Genomic DNA, 20,026 nt, shown 5'->3' on the forward strand with positions numbered 1-20,026 from the left:
CGCGGATGGCGAAAATCAGCAGAAACAGAAACGCCAGCACGAACCCCATGCCGAGAAACATCAGGGTGAAGCCTTCACCTAATAGCAGTGCTGCATCAGTCATAAAATAGCCTTCGGGCAGGAGGCACGATAATGATGTTATTTATCCCCGTCATCTTTCAAATTGCTTCTTTGTTGGCCAGCTTCGTTCCCCCCAGTCACTTACTTGCGTAAGCTCCCGGGGATGTAATGAGGGACATCCATGTCCCTCACCAGAGGCAGCCTTTGGCTGTTCAAATTCGTTCCAGACGAATTTGTCTCTCCCTTGCCGCCTCAAAGCAACTCGAAATCTTTTGGGTATATAACGAAAATAATAAGGGTGGATTTCCCTGGACCGCCCGGTCAGAGCCCCTGTTTATTATCGTCATAAACATCACGCCATCATTATCGTGCGAATGATATCATCCAGATTATTTGATAAAGCTTACGTTCTGGCATATTTCATCAGCGACTATCTCTTTACGCTGATTGAAAATAAATTTGTTCTGTTCAAACAGGTTATTACCATGAGTATCAATAGAAACAATTAACGGGCCAAACTCTTTCACCCGACATACCCACAGCGTTTCCGGCATACCCAGATCGCGCCACTGCGCATCTTCAATTTCTTCCACGCACACCGCGGCCACTACCGCGCAGCCGGCCGGGAATACGCAGTGCAGCGCTTTATGCTCCGCGCAGCCCTCTTCAGTGCCCTTGCCCATACCGCCTTTACCAACAATTAATTTCACGCCGGTCTTTGCAATAAATTCTTTTTCGAATTTTTCCATGCGCATGCTGGTCGTTGGTCCGACGGAGACCATTTCAAACTTATCGTCTTCGCCTTTAATCGGACGGACAATAGGCCCGGCGTGTAAAATAGCGCCGCCGCTAACATCAACGGGTAATTCACGGCCACCTTCAATTAAGCGACGGTGCGCCACATCACGACAGGTAACAATATGGCCATTGAGATAAATAATATCGCCAGCCTTAATATCGGCTAAATCTTCATCTTTAATTGGCGTAGTAAGGATTTTTTTCGTCATCAGAAATTCACTCCGCTGTGAGACATAATGGTGTAGTTCAAGTCTTTATCAAAAACGATATGCCCTTTCCGGTGTGACCAGCAGCCCACGTTCACCGCCACCCCAATGGTGGAAGGATGACGCGCGGTGTTTTCAATATTCACGCCCATAACGGAGGTATTACCGGACATCCCCTGCGGCCCAAGGCCAATTTTGTTAATACCGTCTTCCAGCATTTTTTCCAGCGAGGCCGCACGTTCATTTTCATTATGCGAACCGATCGGGCGCATCAGCGCTTTTTTCGACAGCAGCGCCGCCGTTTCAACGGAGGTCGCCACGCCCACGCCGACCAGCAGCGGCGGACACGCGTTCAAACCGTAGCTGGTCATCACGTCGAGAACAAAGCGGGTAACGCCTTCATAACCCGCGCCCGGCATCAGCACCATCGCTTTCCCCGGCAGGGAACAGCCGCCGCCAGCCATATAGGTATAAATGCTGCACTGGTCAGAATTGGGGACAATCTCCCAGAACACCGTCGGCGTGCCTTTACCCACGTTTTTGCCGGTATTGTATTCATCAAAAGTCTCAACGCTGTTGTGGCGCAGCGGGGAATCCACGGTTGCTTTAATCACCGCTTCACGCAGCAGCGCTTCCAGCTCGCCGATCAGCGGGAAGTTCGCCCCGCACTCCACCAGAAACTGAATCACGCCGGTATCCTGGCAGGAGGGGCGATCCAGCTCCTTTGCCAGACGCTGGTTCTCAATCATGGTCGTAAAGATGACGTCAGCCAGTTTACTGGTCTCTTTTTTATGCAAATCTTCCAGTTTTGCAGTGACGTCATCAGGTAAGACTTTGCCGGTATACCCCACAAATTTGGCCATCACATTGGTCATATGGGATATCTGTTCACTTTTGCTCATACAGGCTCCTTAGTCAGGACAGCTTCCGTTCATTACGGATGAAAAGGGAAAAGGATTGGCAGCAGAATCAGGCTGACAATGGTGGAAACGATAATCAGAGGGATGCCGGATTTGGCGTAGTCGACAAACTTATAGCCACCTGCCGACAGCACCATCATGTTGGCAGGCATACCGATTGGCGTAGCGTAGGCGCAAGAACTGCCGATAACCGTCGCCATTAGCACCGCACGAGGATCGGCGCCCATGCCCGCGGCAATCGACAGGCTCACCGGTACTAACAGCGCGACGGTCGCGGTGTTGGACATGAAGTTAGTCATAATGATGGACAGCGCAAAGACCACCACCAGCAGCATAAACGGCGAAGAGTTTTGCCCCAGCATGCCAATCACGTGATCCGCCACCAGTTTTCCCGCCCCGGTCATTTCCAGCGCTTTCGCCAGCGCCAGCGTGCCGCCGAAGATAAAAATGGTCTGAGAATCAATGGCTTTATAGGCCTGCTTTTCTGTAAGTACGCCGGTAACCACCAGCACCAGCGCGCCGATACAGCCTGCTACCGCCAGACTCACACCGGTCTGCTTTTCGAAAATCATGCCGAGGATCGTGGCGATCAGAACAACCAAAGAGAGGATCTGCTTCCAGCGCGGAACGTGGCTGTAATCGCGCTGTTCACCGATGCTGCCAACTGCACCGCTGTTCGGGTGATTGGGCAGGAATTTATAGCCGATGGTCAGGAAGTAAATAACGCCGCAAATCAGCATCGGTAAACCGACTTTGGCATATTCAAAAAAGCCAAAACCGCTGCCAATATTCTGCAAAGCTGACTGCGCAATCAGGTTGCCCGGCGCGCCAATCAACGACAGGTTACCGCCGAGCGCGGCGGCAAAAACCAGCGGCATCAGCAACCGGGAACGGGCAAAGCCTGATTTCGCCGCCACGCCGATAACGACCGGGATCAGTACGGCTGCGGTACCGGTATTGGAGAGAAAACCGGACATCACGCCAACCACGACCATAATGGTAAAAATCAGCTGTTTTTCCGTTTTCGCGAAGCGCGTAATCACGCCCCCCACCTTATTCGCCATCCCGGTTTCAAATAGCGCCCCGCCGACGATAAACATGGCGACGAAGAGAATAACGTTGGTGTCGATAAAGCCGGCGAAAGCCTGCTTGAGATTGAGCACGCCGGTAAGCACCAGCGCGACGCAAACCACCATAGATGTGACCGCGAGGGGGATTTTTTCCCACACGAACATGGCGATAGCAAACGCCAGCAAACATAGGGTAATGGTAATCGGTTCCATATTTATAGTTATCCCATCAATGATATATGATATTGTATCCAATATTGACGGGAGGGAAATTATTCCCATACAAAGAGTAAGTCAACGCGTTTTTTTCGAAAGCTTCAGGATTGAGATCTTTATCAAAATCTTGCGAAAGCAGTCACTTATCGAAACTTATTTATGAAATGAATAAGTAAGGCGCCTGCAGCGGTCCTACAGGCGATGCGATCAAGCGGAGGGTTCTTCGACGTAGCGCGTTAGCATGTTCTCCATCGAACGGATAATATGCTCGCGCATTCGCTGGCGCGCCAGCGCTTCATTATGCTGCTCCAGGGCCTGTAAAATCCCCTTGTGCTCGCGGATGGAAATGATCGCGTACTCTTCCTCAGTGACCTTATGCCCCATCGAAAGCCCGTTCCACATATTGCTGAGCAGCAGCTTCATTTTGCCATTTCCCGCCGCGTTCCATATCTCCATATGAAACGCCTGGTTCAGGTCTGAATATTCAGCTGAGTTATTTTCCGCCAGCGCTTTTTCCGCAGAGTAATGCACTTCGGCAATGCGCGAAATGTCCGTCCCGGGACGACACGCTTTAGCGACTGCTTCACTCTCCAGCAGCGCGCGAATCTCATAATGCTCGCGGATCGTTTGTTCGTTAATTCCCAGCACGACCGCCCCTTTATTGGGCCGGACTTTAATCAGCCCATCCGCAGCCAGTATCTGAAACGCTTCACGCACGGGCATACTGGACACGCCGACCATGGTGGCGATCCCTTCAAGGGTAATTTCTTGCCCTTCAACTAAATCTCGCGACAGTATAGCTTTACGTAATACTGCCGCGACCTGCTCTTTCGCTGAAAGAAGCTTAATTTTCCCTAATCGAGGCTTCTGCACTTTCCCAATCCTTCATGTGTTGACGCATTATTTCTGCCAGAGAGAGGAAATAACGCTGCGTTTCCTGCGCGATCTCGGCGCGATCGCCCTGACGAATAGCCTCCATCAGAGAGCTGAGTATTTGCGCCGACTCTTGATTATCCTCTTTCAGATACAGAATGACATAACCGATATAACCATCCAAAAACTGCTGATAAATTTTTTCCAGATAGCGATTATCAATATAAGAAATGAGCGTCTCGTGGAACGCCAGCTCTCGCGCTCGCTCACCGGAATGCCCCAGCGCGCGCGCGCTGGCCGCCAGCGATTCGCCCGCCGCTGCGGGTACCAATGAAAAAAGCTCCGTTGCCATCACCGCAATGGCCCGGAAAATATGGCTGACATGGTCAGGCGCCAGCCTGGCGACCTGCATATGGCGGTTTGGCAAACGCACCAGAAACCCTTCCTGCTCAAGGGCCTGTAGCGCTTCCCGAACCGGCATACGAGAAAGCCCCAGCTGTTCGGCAATACTCTCCTGCGCGAGTTCATCCCCCGGTTTCATGCTACCGGAAAGGATCTCGTAACGGAGCATTTGCGTAATGTGGTCCCTGGTCTGCTTTCTTTCGATTTTTTTCACAACGTCCTCGTTTATTACCGCTCAAGACGCGGGGAGTTTAGCAGATTTACCAGCAGGTTGAGTCATTCAGGGGTGGGAGAAAGCCATAAAAAAGCCGGAACCCAGGCTCCGGCTTTTCTTTTCATGAAACGTTATTTATTCACAAAGTCTTCGCCAAGGGCGATATCTTTCTTCAGCGTATCCAGCATCCCCTCCAGCGCCTGCTGCTCAAACGCGCTCAGCGTGCCGATAGACTGACGCTGCTCTACGCCATTTTTGCCTAACAGCAGCGGCTGTGAGAAGAAACGGGCATATTGACCATCACCTTCAACGTAGGCGCATTCCACTACCCCTTTCTCTCCCTGCATGGCGCGAACTAAGGAGAGACCGAATCGCGCGGCGGCCTGTCCCATCGAGAGCGTTGCTGAACCGCCACCGGCTTTTGCTTCCACAACTTCAGTACCGGCGTTTTGAATGCGCTTAGTTAAATCGGCCACTTCCAGCTCGCTGAAGCTGACGTCCGGAATTTGTGACAATAAAGGAAGGATAGTCACGCCTGAGTGGCCGCCAATCACCGGAACCTCAACATCTGATGAAGATTTGCCTTTCAGTTCGGCAACAAAGGTATTCGAGCGGATAATATCCAGCGTTGTGACGCCAAAGAGCTTGTTCTTATCGTAAACACCGGCTTTTTTCAGCACTTCTGCGGCAATCGCCACGGTGGTGTTCACCGGGTTGGTAATCACCCCGACGCAGGCCTGCGGACAGGTTTTGGCGATTTGCTGTACCAGATTTTTCACAATACCGGCATTAACATTGAATAAATCGGAGCGATCCATGCCGGGCTTACGCGCTACGCCCGCGGATATCAGCACCACATCAGCGCCTTCCAGCGCAGGGGTGGCGTCTTCGCCGGAAAAACCTTTGATTTTTACATCGGTAGGGATATGGCTTAGATCAACCGCCACGCCCGGGGTTACCGGAGCAATGTCGTACAACGAGAGTTCTGAACCTGAAGGCAGTTGGGTCTTAAGTAGTAGGGCAAGCGCCTGGCCAATTCCACCAGCGGCGCCGAGGACTGCAACTTTCATCCTAAACTCCTTATTATGGTTAAAATAGTCTTTCGTTACTCCGTCGCCTGGACCTTAATTCACAAGATGAACAATTACAATAATTATGGCTGAAGAATGCGTGGTCGTGCGCAGCGATGCAGCAGCTTCGCATTTTCCTCCCTGAGACTGACCATCCAGCAAAGCGTAGTACCGGATCGACTGTTGGTTACAATACACCCAGCACATTGAGCAGAACAACATCATTTAATAACATTTCATTTACTTTTGTGGCAATTTGCGCGCCGTGACGAAAGCATGTTCCTTATTAGGGTTTTTTGCTAAAATATGCGCCCTTCATAACATTATTTACGCTTCTCCCCTGCGGATTATTTGCATAAAAATGCATGTTTATGCATAATGATGTTGTTTTTACCACCATAATTGGGTGACTTATGCGTAGTTCGGCAAAACAAGAAGAACTGGTTAAAGCGTTTAAAGCGCTGCTTAAAGAAGAGAAATTCAGCTCTCAAGGTGAAATCGTTCAGGCCCTGCAAGAGGAAGGCTTCGATAATATCAACCAATCGAAAGTCTCACGTATGCTCACCAAGTTTGGCGCCGTACGCACGCGTAACGCCAAAATGGAAATGGTTTACTGCCTGCCCGCCGAGCTTGGCGTCCCGACGACCTCCAGCCCGCTAAAAAACCTGGTGCTGGATATCGATTATAACGATTCGGTCGTGGTTATTCATACCAGCCCAGGCGCAGCGCAGCTGATCGCCCGGCTTCTGGACTCCCTTGGCAAAGCCGAAGGGATTCTCGGCAGCATTGCGGGTGATGACACTATCTTTACCACCCCGGCCAGAGGTTTTACCGTTAAAGAGCTGCATGACGCCATTCTCGTCCTGTTTGAGCAGGAACTCTGATGCCCTTCCCTCTGGTTAGCGCCGGAGGGTATCCCTTCAAAAAATTATCATTTCTTTAACATTTTGTGTGTTTTTCCGCTTCTATACATTCATTTACGTGATGAAACCGGCTTAAGCGCACAAAAGATCAAATTCACCTATCCTTATGATTTTATTAGCCATAATGACCAAGCATGGCGAAGAAAAGACATTTCTAATTCTTATATGTTATAAAAAAGACATTTCTTTGTAATTATTTACATGAAAAACAATTAGCAAGGTATTAATATTTTCAGTGATTAGTGTATACTTGATTTTGTGATGAGGGTCACGAAACAAAGACCCCCAACAAAAAGATTCGACGAGGTGAACATCATGAAAATCAAAACCACTGTAGCAGCATTAAGCATCCTTTCCGTTCTGTCTTTCGGCGCCTTCGCCGCTGACTCTATCAACAGCGAACAGGCTCAAGGCCGTCAGGCAATCGGCACCGTTTCCGTCGGCGCGGTAAGTTCTTCCCCGATGGATATGCACGAAATGCTGAACAAAAAAGCACAAGAAGAAGGTGCTTCTTCATACCGCATTATTGAAGCACGTACCGGTGACCACTGGCACGCAACGGCTGAACTTTATAAATAAGATTTAACGATTGTCGGTCATTAACTGAAACAGAATCTCTCCAGCGGCCCCAGGTTCATTAAGCCTCCCGCCGCTGCAAATATTAAGGTTGGAGAAAAAATTATGAAAAGCGCAATTATCATCGCATCCCTGGGTCTGGCTTCCGTTCTCTCTTTCGGCGCAAACGCCGCCGTTAATCAAGTGAACGCCGAACAGGCGCAAAATCTGCAGTCCATGGGCACCGTTTCCGTTTCTCAGGTAGGCAGCGCGCCGATGGATATGCGTCAGGAACTGGCGGCTAAAGCTGAGAAAGAAGGCGCCAGCAGCTACCGTATTATTGAAGCCCGTACCGGCGATAACTGGCACGCTACGGCTGAGCTGTACAAATAAACCCTCGTCGTCTTATCCGACGACTTGCCCCCGCTCCGTCGGGGGCTTTTTTATGACTGCCGCACATTAAAACGCAGCTCCCCTTCCAGCTCCTCTTCCGCCTCATCAAAGAGCAGAATTAACGCGCCGAAACGCCGGCGCTGATTATCGCTTAAATGAATAAACTCAATCTCCAGCGGTAAGGGTAACAGCCCGGCGGTCACGGCTTCCCACAGAGAATCCAGGTTATTCACTTTCTCACGCGCTAAAGCAAAGGTACGAGAAAACTCACGATAAAAATCCTGCTGCTCAGCTATTTCATCAAAATCAAAGGTATAGGTAGTCATTGCCCGCATCCCGTCCACACCTGCAACTTTTCATAGCCCGGTCATCCCGGCGTGTAGTTCCACTCTGACGGCGGAATTCATACTCTGAGCGTTAAGTATAGCGATAAAAAAACCGACGCTTCGGCGTCGGTTCTGGCGGCTAGCTGTTGGTTAACACATGCTGGTACTTATGCAGCATCTCCACCAGCCTTCGTACCGGCTCGGTCACCTGCGGAGAGGCTTCCCAGTGCTGTAATTTTTGCTGGTAGATATCCAGTTCATCAAGCAAGCGGGCAAAATAGTAGCGGCGCTTATCATCACTACTGGCTGAAATGACGCGATCCGCAGTACGTCGCAGCTGCCGGTGAAAGGCCGACAGATCGTCATTTATCGGTACCGGCGCATCGCGCAGACGCTGATGCGCGATAATCAGGGTCAGCGCCAGACGAAAGCGGGCGATATCGCCAGGGAATTTATTCAGCAACAAAAAGAGCTGACGATACAGGGCCGGCAAGTGGTTCTCTTTACGTCGCGCCATATTGGTGGTCAGCGATGATACCGCCGCCGAGACAAACTGGTTGAGCAGCACGCGGCCGGTGCGGGCCTGCGAATTATCACGCACCAGCAGGATCACCATCAGCGCAAGGAAGCATCCGACAATCTGGCCCAGGGCACTATCAAGAAACTGGTTGAATTCAAACTTCATCGGATTGTCGAGCACCAGAATATTAATGGTGCTGGCCAGCGCCCCCAGCGAACCGAGCCGCCGCTTTTGTACCTCGATGCCGATAAAAAAGGCCATCACCGCCAGGCTGATACACAGCAGCAGCATACTTTGCTGCGTCGCGGGCATAATCACGAGGAAAAACAGCGCCCCCAGCGGTAACGCCGCCAGCGTGCCGTAGAGGAAATCGATAGCTACCATCCGCGGATTAGGTAAACGCATCGCTAAGGCCGTGACAACCGCAATCATGACCATCGCCCCGCTTCCTGAAGTCCAGCCGGTCCACAGCCAGAACAGCGTACCGAGGATACAGGAGATAGACGTACGCCAAAAGTTGACCATCGCATGGTGCCGCTCGGCGGATTCCGCCTTCACCACCACTTCGCCTTGCAGCACTTCTTCTTCAATACGGCTGATTTTGGTATTGCCGACCACGCCCCGCTTCAAAAGCAGATAGCGCGTCGCAGCGCCTACCCAGCTGTAGATTGTTACCGGCGTATTGTGCTCTCCCTTCCAGGTCAAGAAGCGGCGCATCCGCTTTAGCTGGCGGTGCACGTCCTGCACGGTCTCGACCGGTTCAGCAAACAGCTCGCGGTAATCATCCGTCACCATCTCAGGGCGTGTATTCTGAATCAAATAGGTTTCACAGGCCTGAGTAATTAAGGTCAGAGAGAGGGTATTGATCGCCTTCAGCCGCTGATTCACTTTTGCCCAGCGCGAGGACTCCATGATCAAGTTGCCGCGCATCCCTTCCAGCCCGTTGGTACGACGCACCAGCGCGCTCCAGGCCTTATCGACGTCATCTTTATCACCATGCGCCACGCAAAGCTGCATCAGGCGATAGTGATCGATCAGCAGATTATCCAGTTCAAGGTCGATCTCTTTTTTAATCGAACGCGGAGAAAACAGCAGGTCGGCCACAATGGCGCTGACGATACCGATGACAATCTCACTGCATCGCTCAACGGCGAACTGCGGCGCCAGCATCGGCTCTTCATGAATAGTGATAATAATGATAAGCGCGGTATAGCCCGCCAGGCCCCAGGCATAGGAGTTCTCAACCCGCACCAGCGAGGAGATCCAGGTGCAGAATCCGGCCCACAGGCAGCATACCAGCACCATCAGCAGCGGGGCGCGGATCATCAGGATGATGATCGCCAGCGCGGCGATACAGCCGATAAAGGTGCCGGCGATACGCAGCATCCCGCGATAGCGGATCGCCCCGGAGTAAGGCTCCCCGCCTGCGGCAAACGCCGGGCCGGCAGCAACGATGGCGGCGGTAAGCACCGCCCAGCGCGGCGTTTCCAGCTGAAAATGAAAACCGATGAATAACGCCAGCACCACCGCGCAGGCTAACTTAACGGCGAAGCGGAGATGCCGGAGTTCGATGGTGAAGATCCCCATGGCGATTAACCGAACTCACGCAGGCGCATCGCCAGTTTCTGGAAGAAGTTTGCCTGGCGAGTATCGCGATCCTCTTTACCTGTAATCACCACCGTCGCGGTGGTACCCGCAGGCCAGAGATTGCCCTGCTGTTGATCGAGGCGAATACGTACCGGCACCCGCTGTGCCAGACGTACCCATTCAAGGTTAGAATCAATAGAGGCTAGCCCTTTTGAATCGCTGCTGCTGCTGGCATTGGTGACGCCTGCAGCAATGCTGTCGACGGTGCCCCTGAGGGTGTGTACGCTTCCCAGCGGGGTAATTTCAGCACGAAAACCGGGGCGCACGCCCTCAAGCTTGGTCTCTTCAAGATAGGCCATAACGTAGAAGGTATTCTGCTTCACCAGCGCAACCGCGGTGGAGCCTCGGGTGATAAACTCGCCGCGGTAAACGTTCAGGTTGGTCACCCAGCCGTCGGCCGGGGCGCGAATCACCGTACGTTCAAGGTCAAGCTTCGCCAGGTCGCGACTTGCCGTCGCTTTGGCTAATTGATGCTCAACGGTTTGCAGAACGTTATTCGCCTGGTCTATCTCTTCCCGGGACATGGCCTGGACGCCAAGGCGGTTACGACGGCCGGCTTCGACGCGTTTCTCCTGCGCCAGAGTCTGATAGTAGGAGACATCGGCTTCAGCCTCGGCTAACGCCTTCTGGTAACGCGGCTGGTCAATGACGAACAAAACCTGGTCTTTCTTAACCAGTTGGTTATCCTTGATATTCACCTGCGAAATCAGGCCGGAGACATCGGGAGCGATGGCCACAATATCCGCACTAAAACGCGCATCGCGCGTCCAGGGCGAGGCGGTGTAATACACCCATGCGCGAAAAATCGCCATAAATGCAAGGATAACCAGTATCACAGTGATTGCGGTACGGAGGATATTTCTTGTTAGTGTTTTCACATCAACCTCAAACGAACAAACGTGATATCAGATAAAACAGGCAGCAATATAGCGCGGTATTAAACAGTGCCGGGTGCCAGACAAAATCATAGATGCCCGTTGGAACCAGCAGGCGGTGCACCAGCCAGAAGATGGCTAGCGACAATAGCAATTCAAAGAAGATCGGCGGAAACGACAAGCCGAAAATCACAATGACAGGAAACAGACTCATGATGACCTTGATAAGAAGCGTACAGGTGATATGCGCGATGCGTTTATTATTAAGCTAACTATATAGTAACGTAACAATTGCGGTCTTATCTATAATGTGTGATCTAAATCACTTTTAAGCCAGAGTGAATAATGGAACGATTAAAACGCATGTCCGTTTTTGCCAGAGTGGTCGAATTAGGTTCATTCACCGCCGCGGCCCGCCAGCTCCAGATGAGCGTTTCTTCCATCAGCCAGACGGTAGCCAAACTGGAAGATGAACTGCAGGTTAAGCTACTCAACCGCAGTACGCGCAGCCTTGGCTTAACAGAAGCGGGAAAAATATATTATCAAGGCTGTCGGCGAATGCTGTTCGAAGTCCAGGATGTCCATGAGCAGCTGTACGCGTTTAACAATACGCCCATCGGTACGCTGCGCATCGGCTGTTCTTCAACTATGGCACAGAATGTCCTGGCTCGCATAACCGCCGATATGCTCAAAGAGCACCCGGGTCTCTCAATCAATCTGGTCACAGGCATTCCCGCGCCGGACCTGATTGCGGACGGCCTGGATGTGGTTATTCGCGTGGGAGCGCTGCAGGATTCCAGCCTCTTTTCCCGCCGCCTGGGCTCCATGCCGATGGTGCTCTGCGCGGCAAAAAGCTACCTTCAGCACGCCGGATGTCCGGAAAAACCGGCGGATCTCGCCAGCCACTCGTGGCTGGAATACAGCGTCCGGCCGGATAACGAATTTGAAATCATCGCTCCGGAAGGGATTTCAACCAAGCTGATCCCTCAGGGCAGATTCGTCACCAACGATCCGATGACGCTGGTGCGCTGGCTGACGGCAGGCGTCGGCGTGGCTTACGTTCCGCTGATGTGGGCGATCGAAGAGATCAACCGCGGCGAACTGGAGATCCTGCTGCCGAGCTACCAGTCCGATCCGCGACCGGTATACGCGCTGTATACCGAGAAAGATAAGCTGCCGCTTAAGGTACAGGTATGCATTAATTACCTGACTGAGTATTTCGTCGGGGTGGCGAAGATTTACCAGGGGATGCACGGCCGGGGGATTGCCCGCTAGCGGCCCGAGCCCGCCACAGAGGGTAAGAACAGATTATCGGGCCCGGCATCGGAAATAATCTGCGTTACGTCGCGGAGATTGCCGATACGCACCTCGCCGGAACGATCAAATTTGCTTTTGTCGATTAATAATAGCGACTGTGCCGCCCGTTTCAGAAGCAGCGATTTGTAGGCAGCATTATTGGCGCTGGAATCCCAGAGTACGCCATCGTTATCGATCCCCTCGCAGGAAAAAATAAACAGATCGATCTCCAGCGATTTGACCTGAGAGAACAGCGCCGGATTAACGTAATAACCATACTGACGCAGGAGCTGCCCCCCGGCGCTGATCAGCTGGATCCGCTCACGGCGGCCCAGCTCTACGCAGACCGGATGGCTATTGGTAAACACCGTCAGGGTCATATTCGGTAGCTGACGCGCCAGAAACCAGCAGGTTGAGCTGGCATCCAGGGCGATCGTCATCCCTTCATCAATCCACGCCAGCGCCGTACGCGCGATATCAGATTTATGGGCATAATGGCTTTTCACGCGGCTATGAAAAGGCTTCTCGCCGTTGTGATTGTTACGCTGGAGAACGCGCGCCTGCCCGTGGCTACGCTGAAGACGCCCCTGCTTCTGCAGCTCGCTCAAATCGCGACGAATGGTCTCGATACTGACCTGCAGCAGATGGGACAACGCTTCGGTGGTTAAGGTGTGATGCTGGTTGAGTAGTTCGACTATCTGCTGCTGACGCGCGGCTTTCATCGCGACTCCGCGGAGGTGATTTGCGCTTTCGCCGCGGGCGAAAGCGCCTTGAGAAGTATCAGGCGGTACCGCCGACGGTGAGTTTATCCACTTTGAGCGTTGGCTGACCGACGCCAACCGGTACGCTCTGGCCCTCTTTGCCGCAAACGCCGACGCCGCTGTCCAGCTTCAGATCGTTCCCCACCATCGAAATCTGCTGCATCGCTTCGATACCTGAACCGATAAGCGTCGCGCCCTTCACCGCTTTGGTCACTTTACCTTTTTCAATCAGGTAGGCTTCAGACGTGGAGAAGACAAATTTCCCGGAGGTGATATCCACCTGACCGCCGCCGAAGTTCGGCGCGTAGATGCCGTAATCGACCGATTCGATAATCTCCTGCGGCGTAGATTTCCCCGCCAGCATGTAGGTGTTGGTCATACGCGGCATAGGCAGATGCGCGTAGGATTCGCGACGACCGTTACCGGTTGGCGCCACGCCCATCAGCCTGGCGTTGAGCTTGTCCTGCATATAGCCTTTGAGAATGCCGTTTTCGATCAAAACGTTATACTGGCCCGGCGTGCCTTCATCATCAATGGCAAGGGAGCCGCGACGGTGAGCAATGGTGCCATCATCCACTACGGTGCACAGCTCAGAGGCCACCAGTTCGCCCATATGGCCGCTGAATACCGACGTCCCGCGACGGTTAAAGTCACCTTCCAGGCCGTGACCGACGGCTTCATGCAGCAGGACGCCAGGCCAGCCCGCGCCCAGCACAACCGGCAGCATCCCGGCAGGCGCCGCGACGGCGGTCAGGTTGACCAGCGCCATACGCACGGCTTCTCTCGCCCAAACATCCGCGCGAACGTCGCCATCCTGCGAGTCCAGGAAATAGTCGTAGCCAAACCGGCCGCCGCCGCCGCTGGCGCCGCGCTCGCGTTTGCCATCCTCTTCCACCAGCACGCTGACGGAAAGGCGAACCAGCGGGCGAACGTCCGCCGCCAGCGTGCCGTCGGTGGCGGCGACAAGAATTAACTCGTAGACGCCGGTCAGGCTGGCGGAAACTTCCTGCACCCGCTTATCGGCCGCGCGGGCGGTTTTATCTACCCGGCGCAGAATATCCAGCTTCTCTTCCCGGCTCATACTTTGCAGCGGATCGATGCTGGTATAGAGGGAACGATGTTCCACCCCGCCAAGGGTATGCACTTTACCATCCCCATGGTCGCGTACAATGGTGCGGGCCGCCTGTGCGCTCTGTTCCAGCGCCAGTCGACTAATCTGGTCAGCATAGGCAAAGCCGGTTTTTTCCCCGCTCACCGCGCGGACGCCAACGCCCTGGTCGATATTGTACGAACCATCTTTAATGATGCTGTCTTCAAGAACCCAGGACTCGTGATAGCTCGACTGAAAATAGAGATCGCCGTAATCCAGACGGCGCTCGGCCAGCTGGCCAAGAATGGTAAACAGATCCTGATGATTCAGGCCGTTTGCCGACAGTAATTGTTCACTTACCAGGTTCAGACTCATCGTTTTGCTACTCGTTTGTTGCCGCCTCAGGGGCGGAAATAAAAAAGGCTATCTATTGAGAGTGCGGTAATTACGCACAATCGTCAAATCATTGCTTTTTGTCGCTCCGCGCCTGGCGCAGCACTTCGTTAATTTGCGGCTGATCGATAGGACCGGTGATGCGATAGCGCAAAATAGAGACCTTGTTCCACAGCGGCCCCAGTACCTTACTGGCAGCAAAGACCGCGGCGCCGATAATCGGGTTAACGGCAAAGGCCGCGGCGACGCCCACGGTCGCAGAAATCTCCGGCGCGACCACGGCCTGCATATCCAGCTGACGACGCACGAGATCCACCGACCCCTTCATGGCGATATCCGCTTCCAGACCATCGACCAGCGTATCGTCGGTATGCAGAACGCCGTCTTTAATCCACGCCGTACTGCGAATGGAATCAAAGTAGAACCCTTCGCTGAACGTATCGCTAAAGTCGAAGCGCAGCTTGCGCAGCAGCGCGTCAACGCTCAACAAACGCAGAAGCTGGCCGGCATGACCGGTGCTGAGGTCGGTAAATTCGCCTTTTCCAAGACGGCTTTTGAGGATCCCATTAAGCGAGGCAACGTCGGGCTGCCACGGCGGCGCACGCCAGTGCAGGTCATAATCGATATCAAACGACGAACCTTTTACCGGCGTGGAGACGCCGAAGAAGTTCACGAAATCGTCGGTTTTATTGCCGTGCAGCTTACCTTTCAAAGAGGTTCGTACGCCCGCCGGCGCGCTCACCCATACGCCATCGGTCGTCAGACGGCCAAAACCGGTATCGACCAGTCCGTTCGCCAGCGTCAGGGTATCGCCGCGAATATCAAAATCCCCTTCGATACGGCCATATTTTTGCCCCCACAGCCAGCACTCGGCGCAGCGAAGCTGAAGGTCCGGCCAGCCGTGGAAATCAATGTTGGTATCGGCCAGCGGGGCGCTGCTTTTTTCTGTACCGCGGCTTTTCGCCGCCGTTGGGTTGTAGTAGAGATAGCGAATGGCCGCCAGCCACGGGGCGTTCTTCCGCATCGTCAGGGTTGCGTTGACTTCACGCCCCTGGGCTTCGATCTTCGTTCCCCCGGCATCGGGCCGGGAGACAAGGCTAACGTTATTCCAGCTCTGCCCCGCCATCGTTAACGCTGGCGTTCGCAGCGTGACCTGCTCCGGGAAGACGAGATTACTGCTGACGTCATTCGCCGCTCCGCCCTGGAACAGCGCCAGCCACTGCGCGCCATCCATCGGCGGCATATTCAGCTCCACGCCCGGCTGCTCGGGAAGCGGAGAAACGGCTTTACTGTCCGTGGTTAAAATAGCGCGGTCCAGGGTCAGCTTATGACCCAGCAGCCAGCGGCTATTAATATGATTCTTCGCCCCCATGGACCCGGCCAGATTAAAACTGCTTAAGCCGCCATCGACCTTAATTTTTACCGGCAACGGCTCCCCGGCCTGCTTATCTAACGGCGCAGGTAAGTGACTACTTACACTCTTCAGGTCAGCGTTGAGGTCAACCTTATAGGCCGCGCTACCGCGATACGGAAGCTCAATCGCGACTTTTCCGTCCCAGGGCACGCTGCCGCTCAGGGTGCCGTCCAGGGATTTCGGCAATAAACCGGTACGCGCAGGCTGCCAGCTGGCGTTCATCCCGACGTTCACGAGAAATGCTTTCGCGCCTTCGGTGGTCGAAAAATCAAGATTCAGCGGCTGATTAAACCAGCTCGCGCTCATCGGTTCGCTTTTCAGGTCGCCGTTTACAAAGCTGAATTTACCGCTCAGGTTCTGCAATGTGGTATCGATAGGCTTGATAAACAAGCTGTTATTGTTCAACCGGACATCACCTTTAGCGGTGGTCATCTCGCCATCCAGGGGGATATCAAGATGTAAGCGAGCGCTAACATTACCGTCCAGCTGGAGCTCATCCAGCGCCGCGCCCAGCGTCTCTTTCAGCGGCGTCTCGTTAAAATAAGGGCCAACCTCTTTACCCGGGCCGTTAACGTCGGCATCAATCAGCAGCTTTTCTCGCGAATAGTCGGGAATCACCGCATCGAGATTGCTGGCGGTCACATTGCCGAGCATCGCCTTATCGGCCTTCATCCATAGCCCATCATTGATAAAGTTAAGGTCGATATTAAGCCCGGTAAGCGCGGGCCAGTCAGGCTGAAAGGCAAAGGTGGCGTTCTTGAGCGGCACCGTGACCTGGAATTGCCCCTCATTATGCTTGTACGGGAAAAGATGCGGGTTACCGCCATAAGCCAGCGTAGCATCGGTGGCCTGACCGCCTTTAATGGCTCCGCTGAGGTAATCCACCAGCGCTTTGCCCATCAGATTTTCCGGGAAGTAGCGCCAGGCCTGTCCGCCATCGTTGGTACTGATACCGGCCAGAATACCGAGCCAGGGTTCGTCGCCCTGCGGCTGCAGATAGCGGAACCCACCGCGAGCGCGAACGCCGGTAGCCTGTACGTCAATATCGCGACCATCGAGCATAAAACCCTTGTCATTCTTCACCCAACTGAGGGTCGCATCGCCTTTGGCGATCTCCAGCGGCGCACGAAAGACCGTTTCATAGGGCATTTTCGCCTGCGTCATGCTGGCATGCAGAGTACCGTTTTCTACGCTCCCGGCAATGTTGCCGGAGAAATGCTCAGCCCCTGGCAGCAGCTTCCACTGCTTCCAGGACATGTCGCTCCAGTCCGCCCGGAAGCGCGTTTTTTCCGCCATTTGCAGCGGAATATCCAGCGCCAGAAGATTGATTTTGCCGTCCGGCTGCGTCGTACGCCAGATTTCGCCCAGCGACGGAGCCAGTTTATCCGCCATCGGCTGCAGCCCGGTCAGACCGCTAAGGTTAAGGTTGCTGGCGCGAATGCGCAGCTCATCGCTGCGTTGACCATTTTTTCCGCCCACATCCTGAGCCGGGATCCACGCCATCGACAGCGCGCCGCGCGGCCAGGGTTTGTCATCCATCGAGATGCGCGTATCAGGGATGTGAAAGCCCCAGCTTTGATTATCGCGATAGATGTGAGCCGTCAGATTATCAACCGACAGATGGTGCTTCTCTTTATCGCCCTGCCAGCTGGCGCCGCCTTTTTTAAGCCATACATCGCCGCTGGCGACATCGCCTTTGTCGATAGTCATCCAGCCTTCCAGGCTAAACCGCGCGCTCTGCAGGGCGATGTTGTCCTGCATCCAGCGCCCAAGCCACGGCTTAACGTCGATATCATCCGCCTGAAGCCAGACGCGCCCCTTATTGAGCAGGCCGTCTTCATCGCGCAGGTCCATTCGCACCTGCATCACGCCGTGCTGGCCGGTCAGGCTGCTGAGACTAAGCTGCCCCTCCGCGCGATGGCGATTTTTACCGTTCAGCCAGGTAAGCTGCGGAATGGTGAGCTCCGCACGCTGGCCGGAGATGGTCAGAAAGCTCAGATGGCTATCGCGAAGAATAAAGTGATCGAACTGGCGGAGGAAAAGATCGCTGATACGGTCGGTTTTCAGCCCTTCACCGCTATTATTCGTTTGAATGGGGGTATTGGTATGAACCTGCAGCTGCCAGAAGGTCAGATCGCGAAACTGCCAGCGCATATGCAGCAGGCTTTGCCAGACGTCGAGCGCCAGGGTGACGCGTTTAGCGGAAAGCTCGCCGCCATCATTCAGGCCGGCCTTAACATCGCGGACATCAAGCGTCGGGCCAAAAGTCTGCCAGCTGGCGACAATATTTGAAGCATCGACCGGTACGCCGGCCATCGCGGAGACTTTTTCCAGCACCTGCGGACGCCAGCTGTTTAACTGCGGCAGAACGAGACGCAGACCGCTCACCAGCAGTGCGACGACAACAATCAATGTTGCCACGGTGAGCAGTAATATCCCGGGCAGTCGCCTCACGCATCTCTCCTTGTCAGCCTGTTACGCGTCATCCTTTTGCCCGCCTCTTTATCCCGACATCAGCAAGCAAAACGGATGATTACATCATTACTACATCAAACTGCTCTTGATTATAGAGCGGTTCAATTTGCACTTTGACCTGCTTACCGACAAAGATCTCGACTTCTGCCAGCGCGTGCGACTCTTCCCCTTTCAGCGTTTCCGCTACCGCAGGAGAAGCATAGACCAGGAACCGGTCGGAATCGTAGGCATGATGCACGCGCACGATCTCGCGCATGATTTCATAGCACACCGTTTCCACCGTTTTCACCGTACCGCGACCGTGGCAGGTAGGGCACTCATTACACAGCACATGCTCCACGCTTTCGCGAGTACGCTTGCGGGTCATCTCTACCAGCCCAAGCTGGGAGAAGCCGTTGATGCTGGTTTTAACCCGGTCTTTGCTCAGCGCCTGCTCAAGAGAGTGCAGCACCCGACGGCGGTGATCTTCATTATTCATATCAATGAAATCGATGATGATAATCCCACCGAGATTGCGCAGCCGCAGCTGGCGGGCAATCGCCTGGGTCGCCTCAATATTGGTATTAAAGATAGTATCGTCAAGATTACGGTGACCGACGAATGCCCCGGTGTTGATATCAACGGTGGTCATCGCTTCCGTTTGGTCAATGATCAGATAGCCGCCTGATTTCAGTTCAACTTTGCGTTCCAGAGCGCGCTGGATTTCATTTTCCACGTCAAAGAGATCGAAAATCGGCTGACGGCCGCTGTAGTGCTCCAGCTTGCTGGTCATCTCCGGAATATATTCGGCGGTAAACTCCAGCAGCGATTCGTAAGTCAGACGAGAGTCAACGCGAATCCGGTCAAGATGCGCATCGGCGAAATCACGCAGCACGCGCTGCGCCAGCGCCAGTTCGCCGTACATTTGATATCGGGTCTGCTGGCGCTTTTTGCGTTCCATCACTTTTGTCCAGACGCGCTTGAGATAGGCGGCATCTGCTGCCATCTCCTGCTCATGAACGCCTTCCGCCGCGGTACGGATAATGAATCCGCCCTGCTCGTCACAGTATTCAGAGACCACTTTTTTCAGGCGTTCACGTTCCGCTTCGCTTTCAATACGCTGAGAGACGCCGACGTGCGAAGCGCCGGGCATAAAGACCAGATAGCGAGAGGGAATGGTGATATCGGTGGTCAGGCGGGCGCCTTTGGTACCGAGGGGGTCTTTCACCACCTGCACCATTAAATCCTGCCCCTGGCGCACCAGCTCGGAGATATCGCGGACGGCGAACTGTTTTTGCTCTTCGCCCGCCACGCACTCGGTGTGCGGCATAATATCGGAAGCGTGCAGAAACGCGGCCTTATCCAGGCCAATATCTACAAAAGCCGCCTGCATTCCCGGCAGCACCCGACTGACACGACCCTTGTAGATATTGCCTACTATTCCGCGTCGCGCTTCACGCTCAATATGAATTTCCTGAAGTATACCGCCATCAATATAAGCGACGCGCGTTTCTGATGGCGTTACGTTAACTAATAATTCAGCAGTCATC

General features: G+C 53.8%; 18 protein-coding genes and 1 pseudogene. 4 read left to right on the forward strand and 15 right to left on the reverse strand.

All coding sequences use genetic code 11. The features are described 5' to 3' along the window. The 7 genes and pseudogenes from ABLU96_RS21100 to mdh form a co-directional block, all read right to left on the reverse strand. A pseudogene (locus ABLU96_RS21100) lies at positions 1 to 103 on the reverse strand (oxaloacetate decarboxylase subunit gamma); the annotation flags it as partial. 346 nt (positions 104 to 449) lie between these two features. Beyond that, the gene (gene ttdB, locus ABLU96_RS21105) at positions 450 to 1,067 is read right to left on the reverse strand and encodes a L(+)-tartrate dehydratase subunit beta (protein WP_049070303.1); all 618 of its coding nucleotides are present in this window, start codon (positions 1,065 to 1,067) and stop codon (positions 450 to 452) included. Continuing rightward, a complete protein-coding gene (gene ttdA, locus ABLU96_RS21110; RefSeq protein ID WP_014227007.1) occupies positions 1,067 to 1,966 on the reverse strand; it encodes a L(+)-tartrate dehydratase subunit alpha in 900 nt (299 codons plus the stop codon). Before ttdA ends, ttdB begins: the two co-directional genes overlap by 1 nt. Before the next feature lie 32 nt (positions 1,967 to 1,998). Then, positions 1,999 to 3,267: an SLC13 family permease gene (locus ABLU96_RS21115; RefSeq protein ID WP_049084495.1), complete on the reverse strand. Its 1,269-nt coding sequence runs from the start codon at positions 3,265 to 3,267 to the stop codon at positions 1,999 to 2,001. Positions 3,268 to 3,477: 210 nt separating this feature from the next. Continuing rightward, a complete protein-coding gene (locus ABLU96_RS21120; protein WP_014227009.1) occupies positions 3,478 to 4,143 on the reverse strand; it encodes a GntR family transcriptional regulator in 666 nt (221 codons plus the stop codon). After that, a complete protein-coding gene (locus ABLU96_RS21125; RefSeq protein WP_048263770.1) occupies positions 4,115 to 4,759 on the reverse strand; it encodes a GntR family transcriptional regulator in 645 nt (214 codons plus the stop codon). The genes ABLU96_RS21120 and ABLU96_RS21125 overlap by 29 nt, the downstream gene beginning before the upstream one ends. 131 nt (positions 4,760 to 4,890) lie before the next feature. Further along, positions 4,891 to 5,829: a malate dehydrogenase gene (mdh, locus tag ABLU96_RS21130; protein WP_049084496.1), complete on the reverse strand. Its 939-nt coding sequence runs from the start codon at positions 5,827 to 5,829 to the stop codon at positions 4,891 to 4,893. Positions 5,830 to 6,242: 413 nt separating this feature from the next. On the opposite strand from mdh, the gene argR reads away from it, so the two are divergent. The 3 genes from argR (at position 6,243) to yhcN-B (ending at position 7,700) form a co-directional block, all read left to right on the forward strand. Further along, complete coding sequence (gene argR, locus ABLU96_RS21135) at positions 6,243 to 6,713, forward strand: transcriptional regulator ArgR (RefSeq protein ID WP_004106225.1); 471 nt, start codon at positions 6,243 to 6,245, stop codon at positions 6,711 to 6,713. A gap of 354 nt (positions 6,714 to 7,067) precedes the next feature. After that, positions 7,068 to 7,331 (forward strand): peroxide/acid stress response protein YhcN, encoded by a 264-nt coding sequence (yhcN, locus tag ABLU96_RS21140; protein WP_004106226.1) that lies wholly within the window; start codon positions 7,068 to 7,070, stop codon positions 7,329 to 7,331. Between the two features lie 102 nt (positions 7,332 to 7,433). Beyond that, complete coding sequence (gene yhcN-B / locus ABLU96_RS21145; RefSeq protein ID WP_004106229.1) at positions 7,434 to 7,700, forward strand: DUF1471 family stress response protein YhcN-B; 267 nt, start codon at positions 7,434 to 7,436, stop codon at positions 7,698 to 7,700. Positions 7,701 to 7,750: 50 nt separating this feature from the next. On the opposite strand, the gene ABLU96_RS21150 is transcribed toward yhcN-B, so the two are convergent. From ABLU96_RS21150 to aaeX, 4 genes are all read right to left on the reverse strand, one after another. Then, positions 7,751 to 8,026 (reverse strand): barstar family protein, encoded by a 276-nt coding sequence (locus ABLU96_RS21150; RefSeq protein ID WP_004854654.1) that lies wholly within the window; start codon positions 8,024 to 8,026, stop codon positions 7,751 to 7,753. Between the two features lie 139 nt (positions 8,027 to 8,165). Further along, positions 8,166 to 10,133, reverse strand: coding sequence for a p-hydroxybenzoic acid efflux pump subunit AaeB (gene aaeB, locus ABLU96_RS21155; RefSeq protein WP_064375619.1), 1,968 nt, complete (start codon positions 10,131 to 10,133; stop codon positions 8,166 to 8,168). Between the two features lie 5 nt (positions 10,134 to 10,138). Next, positions 10,139 to 11,071 (reverse strand): p-hydroxybenzoic acid efflux pump subunit AaeA, encoded by a 933-nt coding sequence (gene aaeA / locus ABLU96_RS21160; protein WP_004854657.1) that lies wholly within the window; start codon positions 11,069 to 11,071, stop codon positions 10,139 to 10,141. A 7-nt stretch (positions 11,072 to 11,078) separates the two neighbouring features. After that, positions 11,079 to 11,282: a p-hydroxybenzoic acid efflux pump operon protein AaeX gene (gene aaeX, locus ABLU96_RS21165; RefSeq protein ID WP_002918640.1), complete on the reverse strand. Its 204-nt coding sequence runs from the start codon at positions 11,280 to 11,282 to the stop codon at positions 11,079 to 11,081. 131 nt (positions 11,283 to 11,413) lie between these two features. Between aaeX and aaeR the strand changes: the two genes are divergently transcribed. Beyond that, positions 11,414 to 12,343: an HTH-type transcriptional activator AaeR gene (gene aaeR / locus ABLU96_RS21170; RefSeq protein ID WP_004854659.1), complete on the forward strand. Its 930-nt coding sequence runs from the start codon at positions 11,414 to 11,416 to the stop codon at positions 12,341 to 12,343. Here the strand turns inward: aaeR and fucR are convergent. The 4 genes from fucR to rng form a co-directional block, all read right to left on the reverse strand. Continuing rightward, positions 12,340 to 13,086, reverse strand: a complete 747-nt coding sequence (gene fucR, locus ABLU96_RS21175) for an L-fucose operon activator (RefSeq protein WP_025108485.1) — start codon at positions 13,084 to 13,086, stop codon at positions 12,340 to 12,342. The two genes, aaeR and fucR, sit on opposite strands and share 4 nt — an antisense overlap. Before the next feature lie 58 nt (positions 13,087 to 13,144). After that, the gene (gene tldD, locus ABLU96_RS21180) at positions 13,145 to 14,590 is read right to left on the reverse strand and encodes a metalloprotease TldD (protein ID WP_004854666.1); all 1,446 of its coding nucleotides are present in this window, start codon (positions 14,588 to 14,590) and stop codon (positions 13,145 to 13,147) included. A gap of 88 nt (positions 14,591 to 14,678) precedes the next feature. Beyond that, positions 14,679 to 18,476 (reverse strand): AsmA2 domain-containing protein YhdP, encoded by a 3,798-nt coding sequence (gene yhdP, locus ABLU96_RS21185; RefSeq protein WP_009651883.1) that lies wholly within the window; start codon positions 18,474 to 18,476, stop codon positions 14,679 to 14,681. Positions 18,477 to 18,555: 79 nt separating this feature from the next. Continuing rightward, positions 18,556 to 20,025 carry a ribonuclease G gene (gene rng, locus ABLU96_RS21190; protein WP_004125826.1) on the reverse strand — a complete coding sequence of 490 codons (1,470 nt, stop codon included), beginning with the start codon at positions 20,023 to 20,025 and terminating at the stop codon, positions 18,556 to 18,558. Between the last annotated feature and the right edge of the window lies 1 nt (position 20,026).

Origin of the sequence: Klebsiella sp. CN_Kp106, from assembly GCF_040064575.1 — a bacterium.
Taxonomy (GTDB): Bacteria; Pseudomonadota; Gammaproteobacteria; order Enterobacterales; family Enterobacteriaceae; genus Klebsiella; species Klebsiella michiganensis.